At 46.5% G+C, this 20,612-nt stretch carries 16 protein-coding genes; 7 read left to right on the forward strand and 9 right to left on the reverse strand.

The window, feature by feature from the left end; genetic code table 11:
- Positions 1-78: 78 nt before the first annotated feature.
- The 5 genes from VCHENC03_RS03820 to hrpB all read right to left on the reverse strand — a co-directional run bounded on the left by VCHENC03_RS03820 (position 79) and on the right by hrpB (position 10,920).
- The gene (locus VCHENC03_RS03820) at positions 79-447 is read right to left on the reverse strand and encodes a YacL family protein (protein WP_005439396.1); all 369 of its coding nucleotides are present in this window, start codon (positions 445-447) and stop codon (positions 79-81) included.
- A 363-nt stretch (positions 448-810) separates the two neighbouring features.
- Positions 811-3,399, reverse strand: coding sequence for a bifunctional aconitate hydratase 2/2-methylisocitrate dehydratase (gene acnB / locus VCHENC03_RS03815; protein WP_009707550.1), 2,589 nt, complete (start codon positions 3,397-3,399; stop codon positions 811-813).
- Positions 3,400-3,668: 269 nt separating this feature from the next.
- A complete protein-coding gene (locus tag VCHENC03_RS03810) occupies positions 3,669-5,981 on the reverse strand; it encodes a patatin-like phospholipase family protein (RefSeq protein WP_009707551.1) in 2,313 nt (770 codons plus the stop codon).
- Positions 5,982-6,068: 87 nt separating this feature from the next.
- On the reverse strand, positions 6,069-8,459 hold the full coding sequence (mrcB, locus tag VCHENC03_RS03805) for a penicillin-binding protein 1B (protein ID WP_009707552.1): 2,391 nt from the start codon (positions 8,457-8,459) through the stop codon (positions 6,069-6,071).
- Positions 8,452-10,920 carry an ATP-dependent helicase HrpB gene (gene hrpB, locus VCHENC03_RS03800; RefSeq protein ID WP_009707553.1) on the reverse strand — a complete coding sequence of 823 codons (2,469 nt, stop codon included), beginning with the start codon at positions 10,918-10,920 and terminating at the stop codon, positions 8,452-8,454. The genes mrcB and hrpB overlap by 8 nt, the downstream gene beginning before the upstream one ends.
- A gap of 66 nt (positions 10,921-10,986) precedes the next feature.
- On the opposite strand from hrpB, the gene sfsA reads away from it, so the two are divergent.
- The 7 genes from sfsA to panC all read left to right on the forward strand — a co-directional run bounded on the left by sfsA (position 10,987) and on the right by panC (position 16,943).
- Positions 10,987-11,703, forward strand: coding sequence for a DNA/RNA nuclease SfsA (gene sfsA / locus VCHENC03_RS03795; RefSeq protein ID WP_009707554.1), 717 nt, complete (start codon positions 10,987-10,989; stop codon positions 11,701-11,703).
- A gap of 136 nt (positions 11,704-11,839) precedes the next feature.
- Positions 11,840-12,286, forward strand: coding sequence for an RNA polymerase-binding protein DksA (gene dksA / locus VCHENC03_RS03790; RefSeq protein WP_005439389.1), 447 nt, complete (start codon positions 11,840-11,842; stop codon positions 12,284-12,286).
- Positions 12,287-12,395: 109 nt separating this feature from the next.
- On the forward strand, positions 12,396-13,259 hold the full coding sequence (gene gluQRS / locus VCHENC03_RS03785; protein WP_009707555.1) for a tRNA glutamyl-Q(34) synthetase GluQRS: 864 nt from the start codon (positions 12,396-12,398) through the stop codon (positions 13,257-13,259).
- Positions 13,260-13,360: 101 nt separating this feature from the next.
- A complete protein-coding gene (gene pcnB / locus VCHENC03_RS03780; protein WP_032803034.1) occupies positions 13,361-14,728 on the forward strand; it encodes a polynucleotide adenylyltransferase PcnB in 1,368 nt (455 codons plus the stop codon).
- Positions 14,725-15,210 carry a 2-amino-4-hydroxy-6-hydroxymethyldihydropteridine diphosphokinase gene (folK, locus tag VCHENC03_RS03775; RefSeq protein ID WP_009707557.1) on the forward strand — a complete coding sequence of 162 codons (486 nt, stop codon included), beginning with the start codon at positions 14,725-14,727 and terminating at the stop codon, positions 15,208-15,210. Before pcnB ends, folK begins: the two co-directional genes overlap by 4 nt.
- A 24-nt stretch (positions 15,211-15,234) precedes the next feature.
- Positions 15,235-16,029: a 3-methyl-2-oxobutanoate hydroxymethyltransferase gene (gene panB / locus VCHENC03_RS03770; protein WP_005439361.1), complete on the forward strand. Its 795-nt coding sequence runs from the start codon at positions 15,235-15,237 to the stop codon at positions 16,027-16,029.
- A gap of 11 nt (positions 16,030-16,040) precedes the next feature.
- Positions 16,041-16,943 (forward strand): pantoate--beta-alanine ligase, encoded by a 903-nt coding sequence (panC, locus tag VCHENC03_RS03765; RefSeq protein ID WP_009707558.1) that lies wholly within the window; start codon positions 16,041-16,043, stop codon positions 16,941-16,943.
- A 62-nt stretch (positions 16,944-17,005) separates the two neighbouring features.
- On the opposite strand, the gene VCHENC03_RS03760 is transcribed toward panC, so the two are convergent.
- The 4 genes from VCHENC03_RS03760 to VCHENC03_RS28065 all read right to left on the reverse strand — a co-directional run.
- Complete coding sequence (locus VCHENC03_RS03760; protein WP_009707559.1) at positions 17,006-17,935, reverse strand: Kdo(2)-lipid IV(A) acyltransferase; 930 nt, start codon at positions 17,933-17,935, stop codon at positions 17,006-17,008.
- A 142-nt stretch (positions 17,936-18,077) separates the two neighbouring features.
- On the reverse strand, positions 18,078-18,848 hold the full coding sequence (locus VCHENC03_RS03755) for an ABC transporter permease (protein ID WP_005439358.1): 771 nt from the start codon (positions 18,846-18,848) through the stop codon (positions 18,078-18,080).
- A complete protein-coding gene (locus VCHENC03_RS03750) occupies positions 18,848-19,765 on the reverse strand; it encodes an ABC transporter ATP-binding protein (protein WP_005439357.1) in 918 nt (305 codons plus the stop codon). The genes VCHENC03_RS03755 and VCHENC03_RS03750 overlap by 1 nt, the downstream gene beginning before the upstream one ends.
- 237 nt (positions 19,766-20,002) lie before the next feature.
- The coding region (locus VCHENC03_RS28065; RefSeq protein ID WP_232310376.1) for an STAS domain-containing protein at positions 20,003-20,612 on the reverse strand (610 nt) is incomplete at its 5' end.

Here is a 20,612-nt window from a genome sequence, read left to right on the forward strand (position 1 = left end):
ACAAAAAGGGCGCACCATATCGGTGCGCCCTTTTCACAAATATAAGGCAACTCAAGTCTGACTACCCAAAACTGTGCATTAAATGTTCAAAAAGTCTTTCCATTGCTCTATCAAGGCACAAAAGTCTTCTATACCACAGCTGGCTGTACTCTCTGCATCGTAGAAATCAAACTCGCTTTCCATTTCCACTTCATACTCATGACCAAGTGCGTTTTCTTGCACTAGCACCTCATCACCGTGGATCATCAAACTGATCTCTGCACCTGTTAACCTATGCTCTTGAGATGGCGAAGAAAATGCCTGATCAATTAAAGCTTCTACCTGAGCAATTTTTGCTGGGTCTTTGCCTATTTCTTCTTGCAACCAACGACCCACAATCTCATGCCCCATGCTGCATTTGACATAGTATTCGCCCATCAATGTGTTGCGGATGAATTCAAATTCCATCGTGATCGCCTTTTCGTATCAATTTGGTGCGGAGTATACAGGGAGATTTGAGATGGGAGAAGCAGGAGACGGGAGCTCTCTCAATGGCTTGTTTAAAAGAGATTCCCGACTGCACTCCTTCGTCGCTTTCGGGAATGACATCGTTTTTACTCTTAGCTGTTTAATCGTCATCCTCAAGAGCGAGGCACGAGCGAGTTGGGGATCTCTCAAGACTTTGTCTAAAAGAGATTTCTACTCCCCCCCTCTCCAAGTCTAGGAAATGACGTAGTTCTAATATCTCGAAGCGCAGCGTTCTGCTAAGAAAAAAGCGCCCACCAATAGTAGGTGGGCGCTTCATTAAGTATTAGCAAAGCTCGCTACGAATTATGCAGGCTCTTGAAAGATCACTTCTGCCGCTTTCTTGGTGTACTGATCCATCTTGTGGAAGTTCAAGTAACGGTAAGTATCCGCAGCTGTCGCATCAATTTGCTCCATGTACGCTAAGTATTCTTCCTTAGTTGGAATCTTACCTAGAATCGCACCCACTGCCGCAAGTTCCGCTGAAGATAGGTACACATTTGCACCAGTACCTAGACGGTTCGGGAAGTTACGTGTTGAAGTCGACATTACTGTTGCTTTGTCTGCAACTCGTGCTTGGTTACCCATACATAGCGAACAACCTGGAGTTTCAATACGAACGCCAGCGCGGCCGTAAATACCGTAGTAACCTTCTTCTGTAAGTTGGTCACGGTCCATCTTCGTTGGCGGCGCTACCCATAAACGAGTGTCTAATTGACCATTGAACTTCTCAAGTAGCTTACCTGCAGCACGGAAGTGACCAATGTTCGTCATACAAGAACCGATGAACACTTCATCAATCTGTGTACCTTGAACGTCAGACAGAAGACGAGCGTCATCTGGATCGTTTGGCGCACAAAGAATTGGTTCGTTGATTTCAGCTAGGTCAATCTCAATCACGTGAGCGTATTCCGCATCTGAATCTGCTTCCATAAGCTCAGGATTTGCCAACCACTCTTCCATCGCAGTAATACGACGCTCGATAGTACGACGGTCGCCGTAACCCTCCGAGATCATCCATTTCAGCATGGTGATGTTTGAGTTTAGGTATTCCTCAATAGACGCTTGAGATAGCTTAACGGTACAACCTGCCGCAGAACGTTCTGCTGACGCATCAGACAACTCAAATGCCTGCTCTACAGTTAGGTGCTCAACGCCTTCAATTTCAAGTACGCGACCAGAGAATTCGTTGATCTTACCTGCTTTCTCTACTGTTAGAAGGCCTTGCTTGATGCCGTATAGAGGAATGGCATGCACAAGGTCACGTAGCGTGATACCCGGCTGCATTTCGCCTTTAAAGCGCACCAAGATTGACTCTGGCATATCCAGTGGCATAACACCGGTCGCTGCTGCGAACGCAACAAGACCTGAACCAGCTGGGAATGAGATGCCAAGAGGGAAACGAGTATGCGAGTCACCACCTGTACCTACCGTATCAGGCAGAAGCATACGGTTTAGCCACGAGTGAATCACACCATCGCCCGGACGAAGTGATACACCGCCACGGTTCATGATGAAGTCAGGTAGCGTGTGGTGTGTGTTTACGTCGACTGGTTTTGGATACGCAGACGTGTGACAGAATGACTGCATCACTAGATCAGCTGAGAAGCCAAGACACGCAAGGTCTTTTAGCTCATCACGCGTCATTGGGCCTGTGGTGTCCTGAGAACCTACGGTTGTCATCTTAGGCTCACAGTACTGACCTGCACGTACGCCTTCAACACCACATGCTTTACCCACCATTTTCTGAGCTAGCGTGTAGCCTTTGTCAGATGCAGAAGGGTCAACTGGCTTAGCAAATAGATCGGTTTCTTCTAAACCAAGAGAAGTACGAGCACGGCTTGTTAAACCACGACCGATGATCAGTGGAATACGGCCACCCGCGCGAACTTCATCAAGCAATACTTTGCTTAGCGTAAAGCTAGAAATGTCTTCGCCGTTTTTACGTACAACGCCTTCGTATGGGAAGATGTCAATGACATCGCCCATGTTCATATTTTGTACGTCTAACTCTATAGGTAGTGCGCCAGAATCTTCCATTGTATTGTAGAAGATAGGAGCAATCTTACCACCTAGACAGATACCACCAGTGCGCTTGTTTGGTACGAATGGGATGTCTTCCCCCATGAACCAAAGAACAGAGTTCGTTGCAGATTTACGTGAAGAACCCGTACCAACAACGTCACCAACATACGCTAGTGGAATGCCATCTTTTTGCAGTTCTTCGATTTGATTAATAGGACCAACGCTGCCTGGTTGGTCTGGCACGATGCCATCACGTTCCATCTTCAGCATCGCTTTCGCGTGTACTGGGATATCAGGACGAGACCAAGCATCTGGTGCTGGAGATAAGTCATCGGTGTTGGTTTCACCGGTCACTTTAAAGACTTTAACGGTAATCTTTTCCGCTACTTTCTCTTTTGATGTGAACCATTCAGCATCCGCCCAAGATTGTAGAACTTGCTTCGCGAATGCATTGCCTGCTTTGGCTTTCTCTTCGACATCGTAGAAAGCATCGAACATCAATAGAGTGTGAGATAACGCTTTTACAGCAATTGGGGCAAGCGCGTCGTCATCTAGGAACTCGACTAGAGGCGCGATGTTGTAACCGCCTTGCATCGTACCTAATAGCTCTGCGGCTTTCTCACGGCTTACAAGCGGTGATGCCACTTCACTTTTAGCAACAGCCGTCAAGAAACCTGCTTTTACATAAGCAGCTTCATCTACACCTGGTGGGATACGGTTTTCTAGTAGGTCAAGAATAAAGGCTTCTTCACCTTGTGGGGGATTTTTCAGAAGTTCAACAAGTCCAGCAACTTGTTCAGCGTCTAGCGGTTTAGGAACAACTCCTTCGGCAGCACGCTCTTCGACGTGTTTACGGTAGGCTTCAAGCACGACTTTTTCCTCTCATTGCGGTTCCTCCTTTTTTCTTACTATTTTTCAAAGTAAAGGAGTGAACATCCTTGGAAACTTGGCTCTCCATTGCCCTTGTTTTCATTCAATTCTGATTGAGAAACAGCGCCGTAGAGGCCAAACTGTGGGCGAAAGAATAGCAAATTTAACGTTAAATTAAAATCTCATCATTTTGACCAACATAGCAACTTACGACTAAAGTCCGGTAAATTTTGGCTAAATATGCGGAGATCTTGCTGTCCTATTCCCGGTTATTTAAACGATGTTCCAACGATCAAGTACACGGCATCTAAATCTTGCTCGGTACGACCGTATGCCAACATGATCGGTCCTATTGGAGAATCTACCCCAAAGAAAATCGATGCGGCATTGTACAGCGGCGCTTCATTGAGCTTCAGATCGTTATCTGACCAAACACCACCGTGTTCAAGGGATGCACCTAAATACACTGGTGCTTCAAACAGCCCGAAGTCGTTATCCATCCATTTATAACGATACACCAGGCTGGTATAGAATAAGTTCTGCCCAATCAAGCTGTTACGTGGAATACCTGAGAGATTCAAGAAACCACCAAGCTCACGCGGGTCTAAAGGTACAGACGAGTTTTTGCTCTCAACAAAGCTGTATTCCGCTTGTCCGACTAAAGTATGACGACTATGAGTCACTGCTCCCTTGAAACGTGCGGTAATCTCGTAAACGGTATCTTCAATATTACCGTCTGGGTTTAACTGACGAAAATCCTCTGGAGTCTTATCGTGAGAAACTAAGTAATCCAAATCGATCAGCATACCGTGCGTTGGGAAAGCGAAATCATCCAAGGTATCTAGGCGGTAATTGGCAAACACACCCAAACGCTCATAATCAAGCTCACCGAAAGACTGAAAAGTGGATGCTTCAATCGCCCCTTTGGTATAGCGCCCGCCAACTCGGAACTCTTGCCACAACGTTGGTTGCACACCCGCAGCAAGCTCTGTAATAAACTCGGTGTAAGAAACCGGCAAGTAATCGTAGACGGATCCAATATCAGGGTTTTCAAAGTTATCAGAGAGGTTTCTGTTCTCTGTGTTGTAATTCACTTTGCTAGAAACAAACAACTGCTGACTCGAAAGCACTGGAGAGTAAAGCTCCGCCTCAATCAATTTATCCGTGCCCATATCCACATTAAAGGTCAGTTCGGCGCCGTGAGAGTTCAAGTTGGTGAAATTGGCCGACATGCCGATGCCATATTGACTATCGGTATTGAAATCATCTTCTAAGAAGAAACGGAAGTTTAGGTAGTTTGGACCCCAAGATTTTTCGTTCACTTCAAAGACGAGTAAGTTCACCCCATCGATTTCTTCAAAGTGATAAGTGATCAGCTCAAAACGATCCAGTGCATAGAGATTTTCTACCGCTTTTTCTATCTCAGCCGTTTCTAGAGGGCGTCCTGTGTCTAACTCAAGTCGGTTAGTCAACAGCACATCACTGTAGTGGGTATTGTTCACAAGAACGATTTGGTCGACAACACGCTCATCGCCATACTCAAGGTTCTTACGCATGTCTTGTTTATGCTCGATGTATTTCTGATAATCCGCATTCGACACACTCAGTCCTTCAAGCTTTGACTTTAGTCCTCGAGTGATCTCATAACCCGCTTTAAAAGCGTCTGGCATTTTTTCGAATTCTACTGTTTCCATTTGCCCAACATCAGGACGAATGTAGACATCATCACCGCTAAGCGTTTCAGCTTGTTCTTGAGTACTGCGGCGAACTAGATAGTTGGACAGTTGGTCTGCTACGGCAAATAAGCCAGTAAAGTCCTCTTCACTTTTGTAATCGGTACTAATATCAACGGCAATTACCACGTCAGCGCCCATTGCGCGAGCAACATCAACAGGCATGTTATTGACGACCCCGCCGTCCACTAGCATATGACCATTCAGCTCGTATGGAGGAAGCGCGCCAGGCACTGACATACTCGCCATCATGGCATCAACTAGATAACCGTTATCTAAGACGACCTCTTCTAGCTCGACGATATCCGTCGCGACTGAGCGGTATGGAATGGCAAGATCATCAAAGGAGTTAAATCGGCCAAGATTGCCTGTGGTTTCACGCAGAATGCGCAACATGTTTTGGCCTTGCACCACGCCAGTTGGCGAACGCACTTCACCAAACCTCAAACCTAAGTCAGTGGTGATTTGGTAACGGTCTTCGTATTCTTTGTCGCGGACGCGACGTTGACTGCGGTCGACACGGTCTCGATAACCGCTGTTCCAATCGACACTGTAGATAAAACTTTCGATTTCATCGGCGCTCATCCCCGTGGCATATAGACCACCGACATAAGCACCCATGCTAGTCCCGGTGATGATATCGACGGGAATATTCATCTCTTCCAGAGCCTTCAAGACCCCGATGTGAGCGGCTCCTTTTGCCCCACCACCGGCCAGTACGACGGCGATTTTAGGACGAGATTGATCATCACTGACTTGCTTAGCAAAGGAAGGCGTTGCAATCAAAAAGGAACAGACCCAGAGCGCAACACAACGCTTCCATGGGTTTGAGATCGACTTTTTGAACATTCACTTCTTCCTTTACTGAACATTGAACACCTACTTTTACTAATATTTGAACAACTTCACAAGTCAGTGATGGCGTTTTTGGTGGTCTTACCAATCAAATAGGTTATTCAACCAATTAGATTTTTTCTCACACTGCTGTTTGATTTGCCCAGACTTGTCCCACACCGGCAGCTTGTATTCACTGCGACAGTTCATTTCCAGCGCACCATTAGCGGCTTTTTGGAATCCTAATGTGGTCACTTCTTTTGGCCAAGGTAACTCTAGTCGCTCAGGGATACGTTGTTTTAGGTATTCCGCATAGACACGCAATGCACCACTTGAACCAGTGAGCTTGGTCGATTTGTTATCGTCGCGGCCAAGCCAAACGGTTGTCACTTCACGGCCGTCGACACCCACAAACCAACTGTCACGGCTGTCATTACTGGTACCGGTTTTGCCTGCAAGAGCAGCCCATGCGAACTGACTTTGTAGGAATCGACCTGTACCTTGAGCAACACCTTGCTTCATCGCATAAGTCGTCAGCCAAGCTGCTTGCTGGTCCACCGCTTGAGATGAACGAGGTAGTGATTGATAAAGCACGTTACCATCCATATCGATCACTGAACGTAATGCCGATAGCTTGGCACGCTTACCTGAGTTAGTGACTGTTTGGTACATCTGCGCGACTTCGAATGGCGTCAACGAGAAGGAACCAAGGAACATAGAAGGCACTGGACGAATTTCATTCTTATCCACGCCCAGACGTTCTAGCGTAGCGGATACTTCTGGAATACCCAGCTCCATACCCAAACGCACGGTTGGCACATTGAGTGATTTCGCCAACGCTAAGTACAGCGGTACATCACCACGGAACTTACGGTCAAAGTTGCGCGGCGACCAAACACTACCTTTGCTGCCTTTTAAGCTAAGCGGAGTATCGTGAAGCGTGGTTGCAAGGTTGTACTTCTCTGGCTGCTCTAGCGCGGTTAAATAGATCGCAGGCTTAACCAAAGAACCAATTGGACGACTTGCATTCAAGGCGCGGTTAAAACCTTCATAGCCAACGCGTTTACCACCGACCATAGCGCGAATCTCGCCACTGTGACGGTCAACCGCAACCGCTGCAGCCTCGAGCTCTTTACCTGCACGTTTTGCAAGCTCAGGGACTTTCTTCGCGATCGCTTGTTCTAACTTGCTTTGCGATACCGGGTCGAGAGAAGTAAACAAACGTAAGCCGGTTTCAGCTTTGAAGTTGTCACCTACTTTTTCTTTCAGCTCAATGTTCAGTTGTTGGAAGTACGCCGGCTGACGACTCGCGATACGAGGTTTACTTTGTATATCTAACGGACGATTTACCGCTTGTTCGTATTGCTGCGCAGTTAACATGTCTTGTTGCATCAACAGACGCAATACCAAGTCACGACGCGTTTTGGTGCGCTCAGGGTAACGAATTGGGTTGTAGTAAGACGGCCCTTTAACCATACCTACCAACATAGCGAGTTGGTCGATACGAAGCTCTTGAATCGGCTGACCGAAGTAGTAACGCGATGCCAAAGCAAAACCATGGATTGCATCCCCACCGCTTTGACCTAAGTAGACTTCATTCAGGTAAGCTTCAAGAATACGGTCTTTGCTGTAGCGGTAGTCCAGAATCAGAGCAATATATGCCTCACGGACTTTTCGCCACAAGGTTTTATCGCGTGTCAGGAACAAGTTTTTCGCTAACTGCTGAGTTAAGGTACTGCCACCCTGTACGGTACGACCCGCTTTGATGTTAGCAACAAGGGCACGGCCAATCGCCAGCGGCGAAACGCCATCATGCTGATAGAAATCACGGTCTTCGGTTGCTAACAGTGCATCGACAAGCACTTCTGGGAATTGGTCTCGACGCAAGAAAAGACGCTGTTCATTCTGATTTTTTTCCAACATCCCTAGCATCTTAGGTTCAATGCGCAGGTAACCAAGGTCACCTTTGGATTCCAAAGATTGAATGCGTTGTAGACCGCTGCTCGAGAAATGCAGCATGACGTGACGATCAGGCTCAGGACCATCAGCAAATTCAAACGGACGACGAATAAGCTCAATACGCGTTGAAGAAGAAGAGTATTCACCAGGGTAACGAGGCTGACTTACCTTACGGTAGTTCAATACATCAAGCTCATTACGCATCTCTTTGATTGTAATGTTCTCACCCGGACTCAAATTGAGGATACGCGCATAAACGACTGTTGGCAGATCAAACAACTGGCCGTCAAAACGATCTTTCACCACACTATCAAGATAAATACCGACAAACAGCAACACCGCCGCAAGCGCGACACCCGCTTTCCAGCTAAATGACCAAATGATTTTAAGCCAAGACCGCTTGCCATTACTTGGCTTTTTCGATGGCGATTTTCTCGGTCGCTTCGCACCGCTTTTCTTAGCGGCAGTCGTTTTATTTGACGTTGTTTTCTTGGCTGGTGCTCTTTTTGCACCGGGCTTTTTTGTATCAGTCATTATTCAATTGTCTTTTTGTTTTTGTTGTCGCTACATGAGTGGCAGGATCGTCAGGCCAAACGTGTTTTGGATATCGGCCTTTCATCTCTTTTTGCACTTCTTTGTAGCTTCCTGCCCAAAAGGCAGCTAAATCCGTTGTCACCTGAAGAGGACGCTGTGCTGGAGAAAGTAACTCTAACACCAATCGCTTGCGACCTTGTGCCACGGTTGGAGAAGTGCTCTCTCCAAACACTTCTTGTATACGCACTGACAGTACTGGTTCATGACCAAATTGGTAACGAATGCGCTTTTTCGAACCTGTTGGTAAGCGATAATCTTCTGGTAACCACTCATCAATCTGTTGATTCAACGGCCAACCTAATCGAGCGTTCAACGCTTCCACTAGGTTCACTTTCGCCAAATCTTTCACCGATGATACCGTGCTCATGTACGGCTCTAGCCACTCTTCTAAGCCATTAAGCAAACTGGTCTCATCAAAACTTGGCCAGGCTTGCTCTGGTAACCATTCCACTGCGCAGCGAATACGTTCTAACAAATTTTCCGCTGCCGGTGTCCAGTTTAGACTCTGTAAGCCCTGACGGCGGACATAAGTGAGTAAAGCTTGTGTCATTTTTTCTTTACCCGGACTCGGCAACGCTTCGCGCTTAATCACCAGTTGACCAAGCTTGATTTGGCGTTCGGCAATCAAACGGCCTTTTTTCTCATCCCAATCAACCAGCTCAGCCACCGTGAAAAGGTGCTCGAACGTTTCTTGTAATGCGTTGATATCTAAGTCACAAGCTAGGTTAATTTGGCTTGAGTTAGAATGCGAGCGCATCAAATCAATCGTAACTAAGTAATCACAACCACCAAGAGTCTCTTCTGGCCGACACTCAGCGCCATGCCCGTTCGACAAAGTAAAACGACCATATTGGTTAACACGCTGCTGCGCAATGCGATCTGGGAAAGCTAAGCTCAATACTAGCGCCAGCACTCGCTCATCGACATTAGGTAGGCTGAATACCGTATCTAGTTTGTGTGCCAGCGCTTGAGATCGCTTGTGCAATATCGCTTTCTTTGCATGTGTACCACTTATCCAGCGATGTAGGCTATGCGCGATGTTAGTCACATTGCGCTCAGGCTCTTCAATTAGGGCGACCGCAGCCAAAGCGGTATTTAGCATTTTTTCACTGCGCTGCTGCGTCTGAATCAGCATTGCTGCTGAGCGCGGCTCTACACCAAGAGCATGGGCCGTTTTACCTGCAGAAGTAAGTTGGCCTTGCTCGGTAAGTAACCCTAAAGAAATCAACAGCTGTTTAGCCTGAGCAAGCGATGCTGAAGAAGGGATATTCAACCATTTAAGCTCAGCGATATCCCCTGCTCCCCAAAATGCCAGTTCCATGACTAAGCTTGCTAAATCTGAGTGCAGGATTTCTGGTTGGGGAACTTGCGGTTGCTGCTTGAATTGGCTTTCCGAATACAATCGGACGCAAATGCCCTCTTCAATACGCCCAGCACGACCAGCACGTTGAATTGCAGACGACTGTGCCACTCGCACTTGCTCTAAGCGGGTAAGTCCATTCTTCAAATCAAAACGCGCCACACGCTCTAATCCAGAATCGACGACTAATCGAATACCTTCAATGGTCAAAGAAGTTTCAGCAATGTTAGTCGCGAGCACGACTTTGCGTTTACCTCCAGAAGCGGGAGCGATGGCTTTTTGCTGTTCAGCGAAGCTGAGTTGACCATAAAGAGGACACACTTCGACGTTATCAGGTAGATGTACTAAACGCTCTTGCACTTGCTTGATGGCACCGATACCCGGAAGAAAAGCAAGCAAAGAACCTGACTCTTTGCTCATCAAGTGCTCGATCGTTTTTGCCATAGAAGTCGGCAAATGATCATTTGCTCCAAGTGGTAAATAACGCGTTTCTACCTCAAAACTACGACCTTCCGACTCAATGTAAACCGCCTCTGGTAATAAGGATTGCAAGGCATCTTGGTCAAGCGTTGCCGACATCACCACCAGCTTTAAATCGTCTCGCAGTGCTTCTTGAACTTCTAAGCTAAATGCTAAGGCAGTATCGGCATGAATGCTACGCTCGTGAAATTCATCAAAAATCAGTAGATCAATGCCGTCTAATTCAGGGTCACTTTGGATCATGCGCGTCATGATCCCTTCCGTCACAATTTCAAGTTGAGTGTGCTTACTCACCTTTGTCTCGCCGCGCACTCGGTAACCCACACGCTCTCCTACTTGCTCTCCCAACTGCTGCGCCAAATAACGTGCGATATTGCGCGCAGCAAGACGACGAGGCTCTAGCATTACAATCTTGCCCGTCACGGCTTGGCTTTTAAGAAGTTGTAGTGGGAAGTAAGTGGATTTACCGGCACCAGGAGCTGCCTTGAGGATCACTTGGTGTTGATGTTTGACCGCCGTAAGTAATTGTGGCATCACGGCTTCGATTGGCAATTGTGACAAAGGAAATACCCTATGTTGTAATGTTGGGCACATTGTACATAAAAACACTCTTGGCTAAATAAGCAAATGCAATTCGAACCTGCTCTAGAGTCAGCGACTCTACTCAAACGCTACAAACGCTTCCTTGCCGATATCGAATTGGATAACGGTGAGATTCGAACAATTCACTGTGCGAACACTGGCGCAATGACAGGCTGTGCAACGCCAGGCAATAAAGTTTGGTATTCCACTTCTGATAACCCGAAACGCAAATACCCGAACAGTTGGGAGCTGAGCGAAACGCCACAAGGGCATCGTATTTGTATAAATACCGCTCGTGCCAATCAACTGGCGGTAGAAGCAATTGAAAATAATGTCATTTCGGAACTGTCGGGATATGACCAACTTCAAACTGAAGTGAAATACGGCAATGAAAATAGCCGAATTGATATCTTGCTCAGCGCAAGTGATAAATCAAAGTGTTATATAGAAGTGAAGAGCGTCACCCTACTTGATGAGGAAAGTCCATCGGGACAAGGTTATTTCCCTGATGCCGTGACCACGCGAGGACAAAAGCACCTGCGAGAGCTCACAGAAATGGCACAAACTGGAAGTAGAGCCATACTTTTATTCACTGTTTTACATTCAGGTATTGAAAAAGTATCTGCGGCGCACCATATAGACGCGAAATATTCAACGTTACTAAAACAAGCACAAGACGCTGGAGTAGAAGTTCTCTGCTACAAAGCTGAACTGAGCAACACTGAAGTCAAGCTAATCTCTGCTATTGAATTTATCAATTGAGAGAAAAAATGATGTCGTCTTCACATTGACGATAAGTTTGCGATTCAGTAATTGCCTGCACCGCCTCTTTTTGCTATAGATACCCGCCTTAAATTGACTGCGATGCAGTTGACTAGGTGTAAGTAGGAGATGCTGTATGCCAGAATCAAAGAAGAAAACGATAGGCATCCTAGCCATTGCCGGTGTGGAGCCATATCAGGAAAAGCCTGGTGAAGAATACATGTCACCAGAGCAGGTTGAACACTTTACAAAGATCTTAACAGCTTGGCGTAATCAGCTCAGGGAAGAAGTCGATCGCACTGTACACCACATGCAGGACGAAGCAGCGAACTTCCCAGATCCAGTTGACCGTGCCTCTCAAGAGGAAGAGTTCAGCTTAGAACTGCGTAACCGTGACCGTGAGCGTCGCCTGATCAAGAAGATCGAAAAGACTCTAGACAAAATTACTGAAGACGATTTCGGCTTCTGTGAATCTTGTGGCGTAGAGATTGGCGTTCGTCGCCTAGAAGCGCGTCCAACTGCTGACCTTTGTATTGACTGTAAAACACTTGCAGAAATCAAAGAGAAACAGATGCAAGGTTAATCAACCACGCATTATGATTATTGAAAGGGAGCTCAGGCTCCCTTTTTGTTTTGACTAGCTTTTTAGCGCTAAACTTCTAGTTTTACCCGAATACTTTCGAGATACACGCATGACACGCTATGTAGGTCGATTTGCCCCATCCCCTTCAGGACCATTACATTTTGGTTCCTTAGTTGCCGCTCTTGGCAGCTACTTTCAAGCAAAAGCCAATCAAGGGACTTGGCTCGTTCGTATCGAAGATCTTGACCCTCCGAGAGAAATGCCTGGTGCAGCAGAAGATATTCTTAATGCACTCCAAGCTTATCAACTCCACTGGGATGGTGAAGTGGTGTATCAAAGTGAACGACACCATTTATATCAAGCACAAATTGATGCGTGGTTGGAGAATGGCGATGCTTATTATTGCCAATGTACTCGCAAGCAAATAAAAGAACATGGTGGTTATTATCTCGGCACTTGCCGCGACAAAGGCTTGAAAGAAGGTGCGATTCGCCTAAAAATGACCAAGCCCATCGCCAATTTCCTCGATCAGAAGCATGGTTTAATGAGCATTCCTGAAGCGTTAGTAAATGAAGATTTCATTATTAAACGTCGAGATGGATTATTTGCCTATAATCTTGCGGTAGTATTAGACGATATCGACCAAGGGGTGACTGAAGTCGTCCGTGGTGCCGACTTAATCGAGCCCACTGGTCGTCAAATCAGCTTGTACCAAATTCTTGGACAACCGGAAGTTAGCTACTTGCATTTACCATTGGCGATGGACACTAACGGCAACAAACTGTCGAAACAAAACCATGCGGCAGCCATTGATGTCGCTAATCCGAAGCCAGCTCTGCTGCATGCAATGACGTTTTTAGGATTCGATATTCCTGACGATATTCGAGCCGCTAACGTAGACGAAATACTACATTGGGGCTGCGAAAATTGGCGTTTGCAACAGCTTCCAGCGGAGATCGAGATCACACCGTGATTCTCAAACGGCACTGTGTAGGCTATCATTAGCCGCAAAATTGGCCCTAGAGGCGTAAAAACTAACCAAAGCAAGATTGGATTAAACCCAGTTATTGCCAGATGCACATGAATACAAACGACAATACAACAAGCGAATCTGCCATGATCCCAGAACTCGCTCTCAATGTACTTACTCGTGAAGAGCACAACATTTCGCGTAAGCAGATCAGTGATAATGCACTGAAGGTGCTATACCGACTAAACGGTGCCGGTTTCGATGCTTTTCTTGTGGGTGGCGGGGTTCGAGACTTACTGCTTGGACAAAAACCAAAAGACTTTGATATCGCAACTAACGCGACACCAGAACAAATCAAACAGCTGTTTAGAAACTGCCGTTTGATTGGCCGTCGCTTCCGTCTTGCCCACATTATGTTTGGCCGAGACATCATCGAAGTTGCGACCTTCCGTGGTCACCACCAAGAGCAAAAGAACAAGAACGTTTCCCAGCAGTCAAAAGAAGGCATGCTGCTTCGTGACAATGTTTACGGCACTATTGATGAAGATGCAGAGCGCCGTGACTTCACGATTAACTCGATGTACTACAACATCGCGGATTACTCTATTCACGACTACGCTCGTGGTATTGAAGATCTAGAGGACCGTCTTGTTCGTCTAATCGGTGACCCAGAAACCCGTTACCGTGAAGACCCTGTGCGCATGCTGCGTGCCGTTCGCTTCGCTGTGAAACTTGACTTCGATATCGAAGAAGACACCGCAGCACCGATTGAAGAGATGGCAACACTTCTGCGTGATATCCCATCAGCACGTCTTTTCGAAGAATCGTTGAAGATGCTTCAATCTGGTCACGGCCTAGAGACTTATCACCTACTGCGCGAATACAACCTGTTCCAACAGTTGTTCCCTGTAATTGCTGAGCACTTCACTGAAGATTACGAATCTCATACCGAACAAATGCTAGATTTAGTGCTTGATTCGACTGATATGCGAATCGAAGAAGGCAAGCGCATCAATCCTGCGTTCATGTTTGCAGCGATGCTGTGGTACCCGCTATGTGCCATGGCAGATAAACTAATGGAACAGCGTAACCTGTGCCATTACGATGCCATCATGGAAGCGAGCAACATCATTCTTGATGACCAAGTTCGTACCATTGCCATTCCACGCCGTCACACAGCGACGATTCGTGAAATTTGGCAGCTGCAATTACGCCTTCCACGACGCAACGGTAAACGTGCATTCCGCCTAATGGAGCTCAACAAATTTAGAGCTGGCTTTGATTTTCTTGAAATGCGCGGTGAAATTGAAGGCGGTGATACTCAGAAGCTTGCCAAGTGGTGGGAAACTTTCCAAAATGCTGGCCGAGAAATGCGCCAAGCTATGGCTGCGGACCTAGACGGCCAAGCGCCTAAAACCGGTCAACGCCGCCGTAAAACTTACCGCAAGAAAAAGAGTAAGCCTAAGTCATGATCACAGCGTACATTGCGGTAGGCAGTAACTTGGCTGATCCTGTCAGCCAAGCCAAGCAAGCGATCGAAGCCCTTAAAACATTACCAAACTCTGAGTTTGTTCAGGCTTCATCACTTTACAGCAGTACACCGATGGGACCACAAAACCAACCGGATTACATCAATGCGGTTGTGGCGATAAAAACCAATTTGACGCCTCTTGAGCTGCTCGATTGCACCCAAGCGATTGAGCAAGAGCAAGGGCGTGTCCGTAAAGATGAACGCTGGGGTCCAAGAACTTTGGACCTCGACATGATTCTTTATGGCAATGAGGTGATCGATTCCGAAAGACTGACAGTTCCACACTATGGAATGAGAGAGCGCGAGTTCGTACTCTACCCTCTTGCGGAAATTGCACCAAGTTTACAACTCCCAGACGGGACCGAGGTGTCGTCACTACTTGCACAAGTAGATCGTAACGGCCTCAATATTTGGCAGTCATAGCCAACTCCTAGTGAGGATAAAACAATGAAAAAAATGACCATTAACGACCTGATTAAGTGGAAGCAAGAAGGTCGTAAATTTGCTACTTCAACTGCATACGATGCAAGCTTTGCCCAACTTTTTGAAAGCCAAGAAATGCCTGTTCTATTGGTCGGTGACTCTCTAGGCATGGTTCTGCAAGGTAAAAACGATACATTACCGGTAACCGTTGAAGATATTGCTTATCACACGCGCTGTGTACGCGCTGGTAGCCCGAATTGCCTATTGATGGCTGATATGCCATTCATGAGCTACGCAACGCCAGAGCAAGCGTGTGAGAACGCTGCAACGCTAATGCGTGCTGGTGCAAATATGGTAAAAATCGAAGGCGGCGATTGGTTAGTTGATACGGTTAAGATGCTAACTGAACGTGCAGTTCCTGTTTGTGCTCACCTAGGCCTAACACCTCAATCTGTAAACATCTTTGGTGGTTACAAAGTACAAGGCCGCGACCAAGAAAAAGCGGATCGCATGGTGAAAGACGCACTGGCACTGCAAGAAGCTGGCGCTCAAATTGTTTTGCTAGAGTGCGTTCCAGCTGAATTGGCGGACCGTATTACTCAAGTACTTGATGTACCTGTGATTGGTATCGGTGCTGGTAACGTGACTGATGGTCAAATTCTTGTAATGCACGATATGTTTGGAATTTCGGCGAACTACATGCCAAAATTCTCGAAAAACTTCCTTGCTGAAACAGGTGATATGCGCAAAGCCGTGGCTCAATACATGGCTGATGTCGAAAGCGGTGCATTCCCAGACGCAGCTCACACTATTGCCTAGAGGATAAATGCATGCAAACTTTTGCGGAAATCTCAGCGATTCGTGAACAGGTGAAAACCTTTAAGCGTGAAGGTCGCAAAGTGGCGTTTGTACCAACCATGGGCAATCTACACGAAGGTCACTTGACGCTTGTTCGTAAAGCTCGTGAATACGCTGATGTCGTTGTCGTAAGCATCTTTGTAAACCCGATGCAGTTTGACCGTGCAGACGATTTAAATAACTACCCTCGCACTCTAGAAGAAGATTTAAGCAAACTAGGTGGCGAAGGCGTAGAAATGGTGTTCACTCCAACACCAGAAATCATCTACCCAGAAGGCTTGGACAAACAAACGTTTGTTGACGTACCGGGCTTATCAACCATCCTTGAAGGCGCTTCTCGTCCGGGTCACTTCCGTGGTGTTACCACCATCGTAAACAAGCTGTTCAATATCGTTCAGCCTGATGTGGCTTGCTTTGGTGAGAAAGACTTCCAACAGCTTGCTGTGATTCGCAAGATGGTTGATGACCTAGCAATGGACATCGAAATCATTGGTGTACCAACTGTACGTGAAATGGATGGCCTAGCGATGAGCTCTCGCAATGGTCTGTTGACGATTGATGAGCGCCAACGTGCTCCAGTTCTAGCTCGTACAATGCGTTGGATCAGCAGTGCGATGCGCGGCGGCCGTGACGATTATGCTTCTGTGATTGAAGATGCGAACGACCAACTGCGTGCAGCAGGTCTACAGCCTGATGAAATCTTCATTCGTGATGCTCGTACACTTCAAGCGATTACTGCAGAGACCACTCAAGCGGTGATCTTGATGTCTGCATTCTTAGGTAAAGCACGCCTAATCGACAACCAAACGGTTGATATGGTTGTAGAAACCAAAGAAGAAGAGTCAAGCGAAGCGAACTCAGCAAGCGCTGAATAAGCGAAATGCATAAACGAAAAGGTCGGCACTACGCCGACCTTTTTTGTGTCTGATGGATGGATTTATGAGTAAACGCATTCAAGCCCTTCAGGACGCGTTTTGAATCGCTTATGCAGCCACATCCATGCTGGAATATCTCTTCTGATCATGCCTTCTAGTTCTTGATTCAAAATACTGGCCGCTTTGACAGGATTACGTCGCTCAAACTGCTGACTAAGGTCATGACCGATATAAAGCGTATATTGGTTGCCACTCATGACCGTCACTCCGGACATCACTGCGCACTTAGTCGCATCAATCAACACGCTCGAACCCACCGTACTTGCCGCTTGTTCAACTGCAAAAAACGGCGCAAAAACAGAATTATTTACCCCGTAATCATGGTCCGGTAAGTACCATAATCGCTGGCCCTTTTTCAGAACCTTGAGCATCGATTTCACGTCTTTTCGATCAATCATTTGGTGCCCACAGCGAGTGCGTCCACGATGCTGAACGAATTCATAAACTGGGTTCGAGTTCGGTCGATACACCCCATAACCTTTAGCAAACTGGCTAAAAATACGCGCCGTCATTTCAAGGTTAAGGTGATGACTACACACCACCAGCACACCTCGTCCATTTCTCTCTTGCTCAAGTAAACGCTCTTTTCCGACCACCTTGGCTAGACGCTTCACTCGCCAATCAGGCCAAAACCAAGCCATTCCCGTCTCGATAAGCGCCATACCCGTGTATTTAAAGTTTGTCTTTACCAACTCATCGCATTCTTGAGCGCTGTATTCGGGAAAGCAGAGTTTTAAGTTTTGCTTGGCAATGCCTCTACGACGTTTCATGGCTGGCATCGCAAGTGAGCCGATACCTCGCCCCAGAAAACGCAAGGCTGAGTATGGAAGTAGATTGACGATCAGCGCCAAAAGACCAAAGGCAAACCAAACAGACCAGTATTTAGGAAGAAGCAATTTAAAGGAGAAAGATGGAGAGGGGACAATATTCATGGCTTCACTCATTTGCATCAAATGCATTTACAACAATTGAATGAAACCTAGCATGTTAGAAGTCGAAAATTTGTATGGGAATGTATCGATGTGCATAAAGAAAGAGCAGCTCTTATCGCTGCTCTTTCAAACTTTGTTCGGATTAACTTCTTAGGCCAATGCCTTTAGTCACGAGGTAATGCGCCACAGCGTAAAGTGCGATAACAAATACGGTCAGAACACTAAATGAGGTGACAATGCCTACATCAGACACGCCTAAGAAACCGTAGCGGAACGCATTCACCATGTAGACGATTGGATTCAACTTAGACACGCCTTGCCAGAATTCTGGCAATAGGCTGATTGAGTAGAATACACCACCAAGGTAGGTCAGCGGCGTTAAAACAAACGTAGGGATGATAGAGATATCATCAAACGTTCTTGCGTAAACTGCATTGATCAAACCGCCTAGTGAGAACACAACAGACGTCATAAACACCGTTGCGATGATGATGCCCCAATGGTCAACTTGCAGATCAACAAAGAACAGCGATACGAAAGTAACGATGGTGCCCACCAGCAAGCCACGAACCACGCCTCCCATAACAAAACCAAGAATGATGATGTAGTTTGGTACCGGTGCAACGAGTAGTTCTTCGATATTGCGTTGGAATTTGGAGCTAAAGAATGACGATGCGACGTTCGAATACGAGTTGGTGATCACCGACATCATGATCAAACCCGGCACGATGTATTCCATGTAGCTAAAGCCGTTCATCTCACCAATACGAGAGCCAATCAAGCTACCGAAGATGATGAAGTACAATGTCATAGTGATCGCTGGCGGAACTAGGGTTTGCACCCAAATACGAGTGAAGCGATTGATCTCTTTGGTCAACAGGCTACAGAAAGCTGTCCAATACAACTTATACATTATTGGTTACCTCCACGTACAATGCTGACAAACAACTCTTCCAAACGGTTGGCTTTGTTACGCATTGAAAGCACTTTCACATCATGCTCAGAAAGCTGACTAAATACCGAGTTCAAACCTTGGCTCTTATCCAGTTCAATTTCTAAAGAGCCGTTCACCATCATCTGGCTATTTACCCCTTCTAACATCGGCATTTCACCTTCAAACTCGACATCGAGAATAAAGGTTTCAACACGAAGTTTACCGAGCAGCGCTTTCATCGTCGTGTTCTCGATCAGCTCACCTTTATTGATGATACCGATGTTGCGACACAGCATTTCAGCCTCTTCAAGGTAGTGGGTTGTTAGGATGATAGTAATGCCCTGCTCTTGGTTAATCTCTTTCAAGAAATCCCACATAGAGCGGCGCAATTCGATATCAACACCCGCCGTTGGTTCATCAAGGATCAACAGCTGAGGCTCATGCATCAAAGCACGGGCAATCATCAAGCGACGCTTCATACCACCGGATAAATTACGTGCGCGCTCTTTGCGTTTTTCCCACAAATCGAGCTTGGTGAGGTATTTTTCCGCGCGAACTTTAGCAAGCTCTTTGGATACGCCATAGTAGCCCGCTTGCTGCATTACAATTTGCTCAACCGTTTCAAATTGGTTGAAGTTGAATTCTTGTGGCACCAAGCCTAGGTTCTGCTTCGCTAATTCAAGATGCGTATCGATGTCGTAACCAAAAACCTTAGTCGTACCCGAGGTTTTGTTTACCAAAGAAGAGATAATGCCAATAGTGGTTGATTTACCTGCACCATTCGGCCCTAGAAGCGCGTAGAAGTCACCTTTTTCTACTTGTAAGCTGATGCCTTTCAACGCTTCAAATCCGCCCGCATAAGTCTTGCGAAGCTGTTCAATTTCTAATGCGTACATTACGTAATAATTGCCATCTGTTGATGAATCGTGAATGCCAATACCGTTGGGGATCATTGATAGCGACTCAAGAGTCGAAAGCGGTATTGCACTGAAGTTGAATTAGTTTATCGTTGAATAACGATGAATACAAATAAACCTTTCTATAAAATTAGAAATAACTATAAATCCTCGATTCTATTTACCAAAAAGCGCCACCAAATCTCTCTGGTAGCGCTTTTAAATAAGTCACTTAGACTACATGGTTAGCATTTGATGTTCATCGGTTTCTACATGTTTTACCGCTGCATTCAATGCTTCGTAGCGGAACTTGTAGGTGTTCTCATCAGGTACCAAATCAATCACGTGGAATTTCTCTAACTGCTCACGCGTACGTTGGTTTGGACACAGTAAATAAACTTCACACTCTGCATCCAAAGCATCTTTAATGGCGTTCTCTAGCGCCAAGCCAACGGTCACATCAATCATAGGGACATCCGTCAGGTCGAGAATCATCACTTCGTAATCCGAGATACTGGAGTGCTGACGCGAAATCGCCTTCGAAACGCTGAAGATCATTGGCCCAGAAAGATAGAAGAACAACACTTTACCATTGGCTCTGTCTAACAGCCCTCGCTCGCTGTCTGTCAGCGGTACATCATCTTCATCCGCATCACTGATCGCCTTAACTTGGCGTGCTTGTTCACGGCTCAAACGTTCAATGATGATGATGTTAGAGATAAATACGCCAAGGCCAACGGCGACAATCAAATCAACAAACACCGTTAATAGCATTACGCCATACATCACGGCCATGCCCGGGAAGCTGACCTTGTGCGCGCGTTGAATAAAGCTCCAGTCAAGAATG

Source organism: Vibrio sp. HENC-03 (genome assembly GCF_000305755.2).
In the GTDB taxonomy this organism is placed as follows: Bacteria; Pseudomonadota; Gammaproteobacteria; order Enterobacterales; family Vibrionaceae; genus Vibrio; species Vibrio owensii.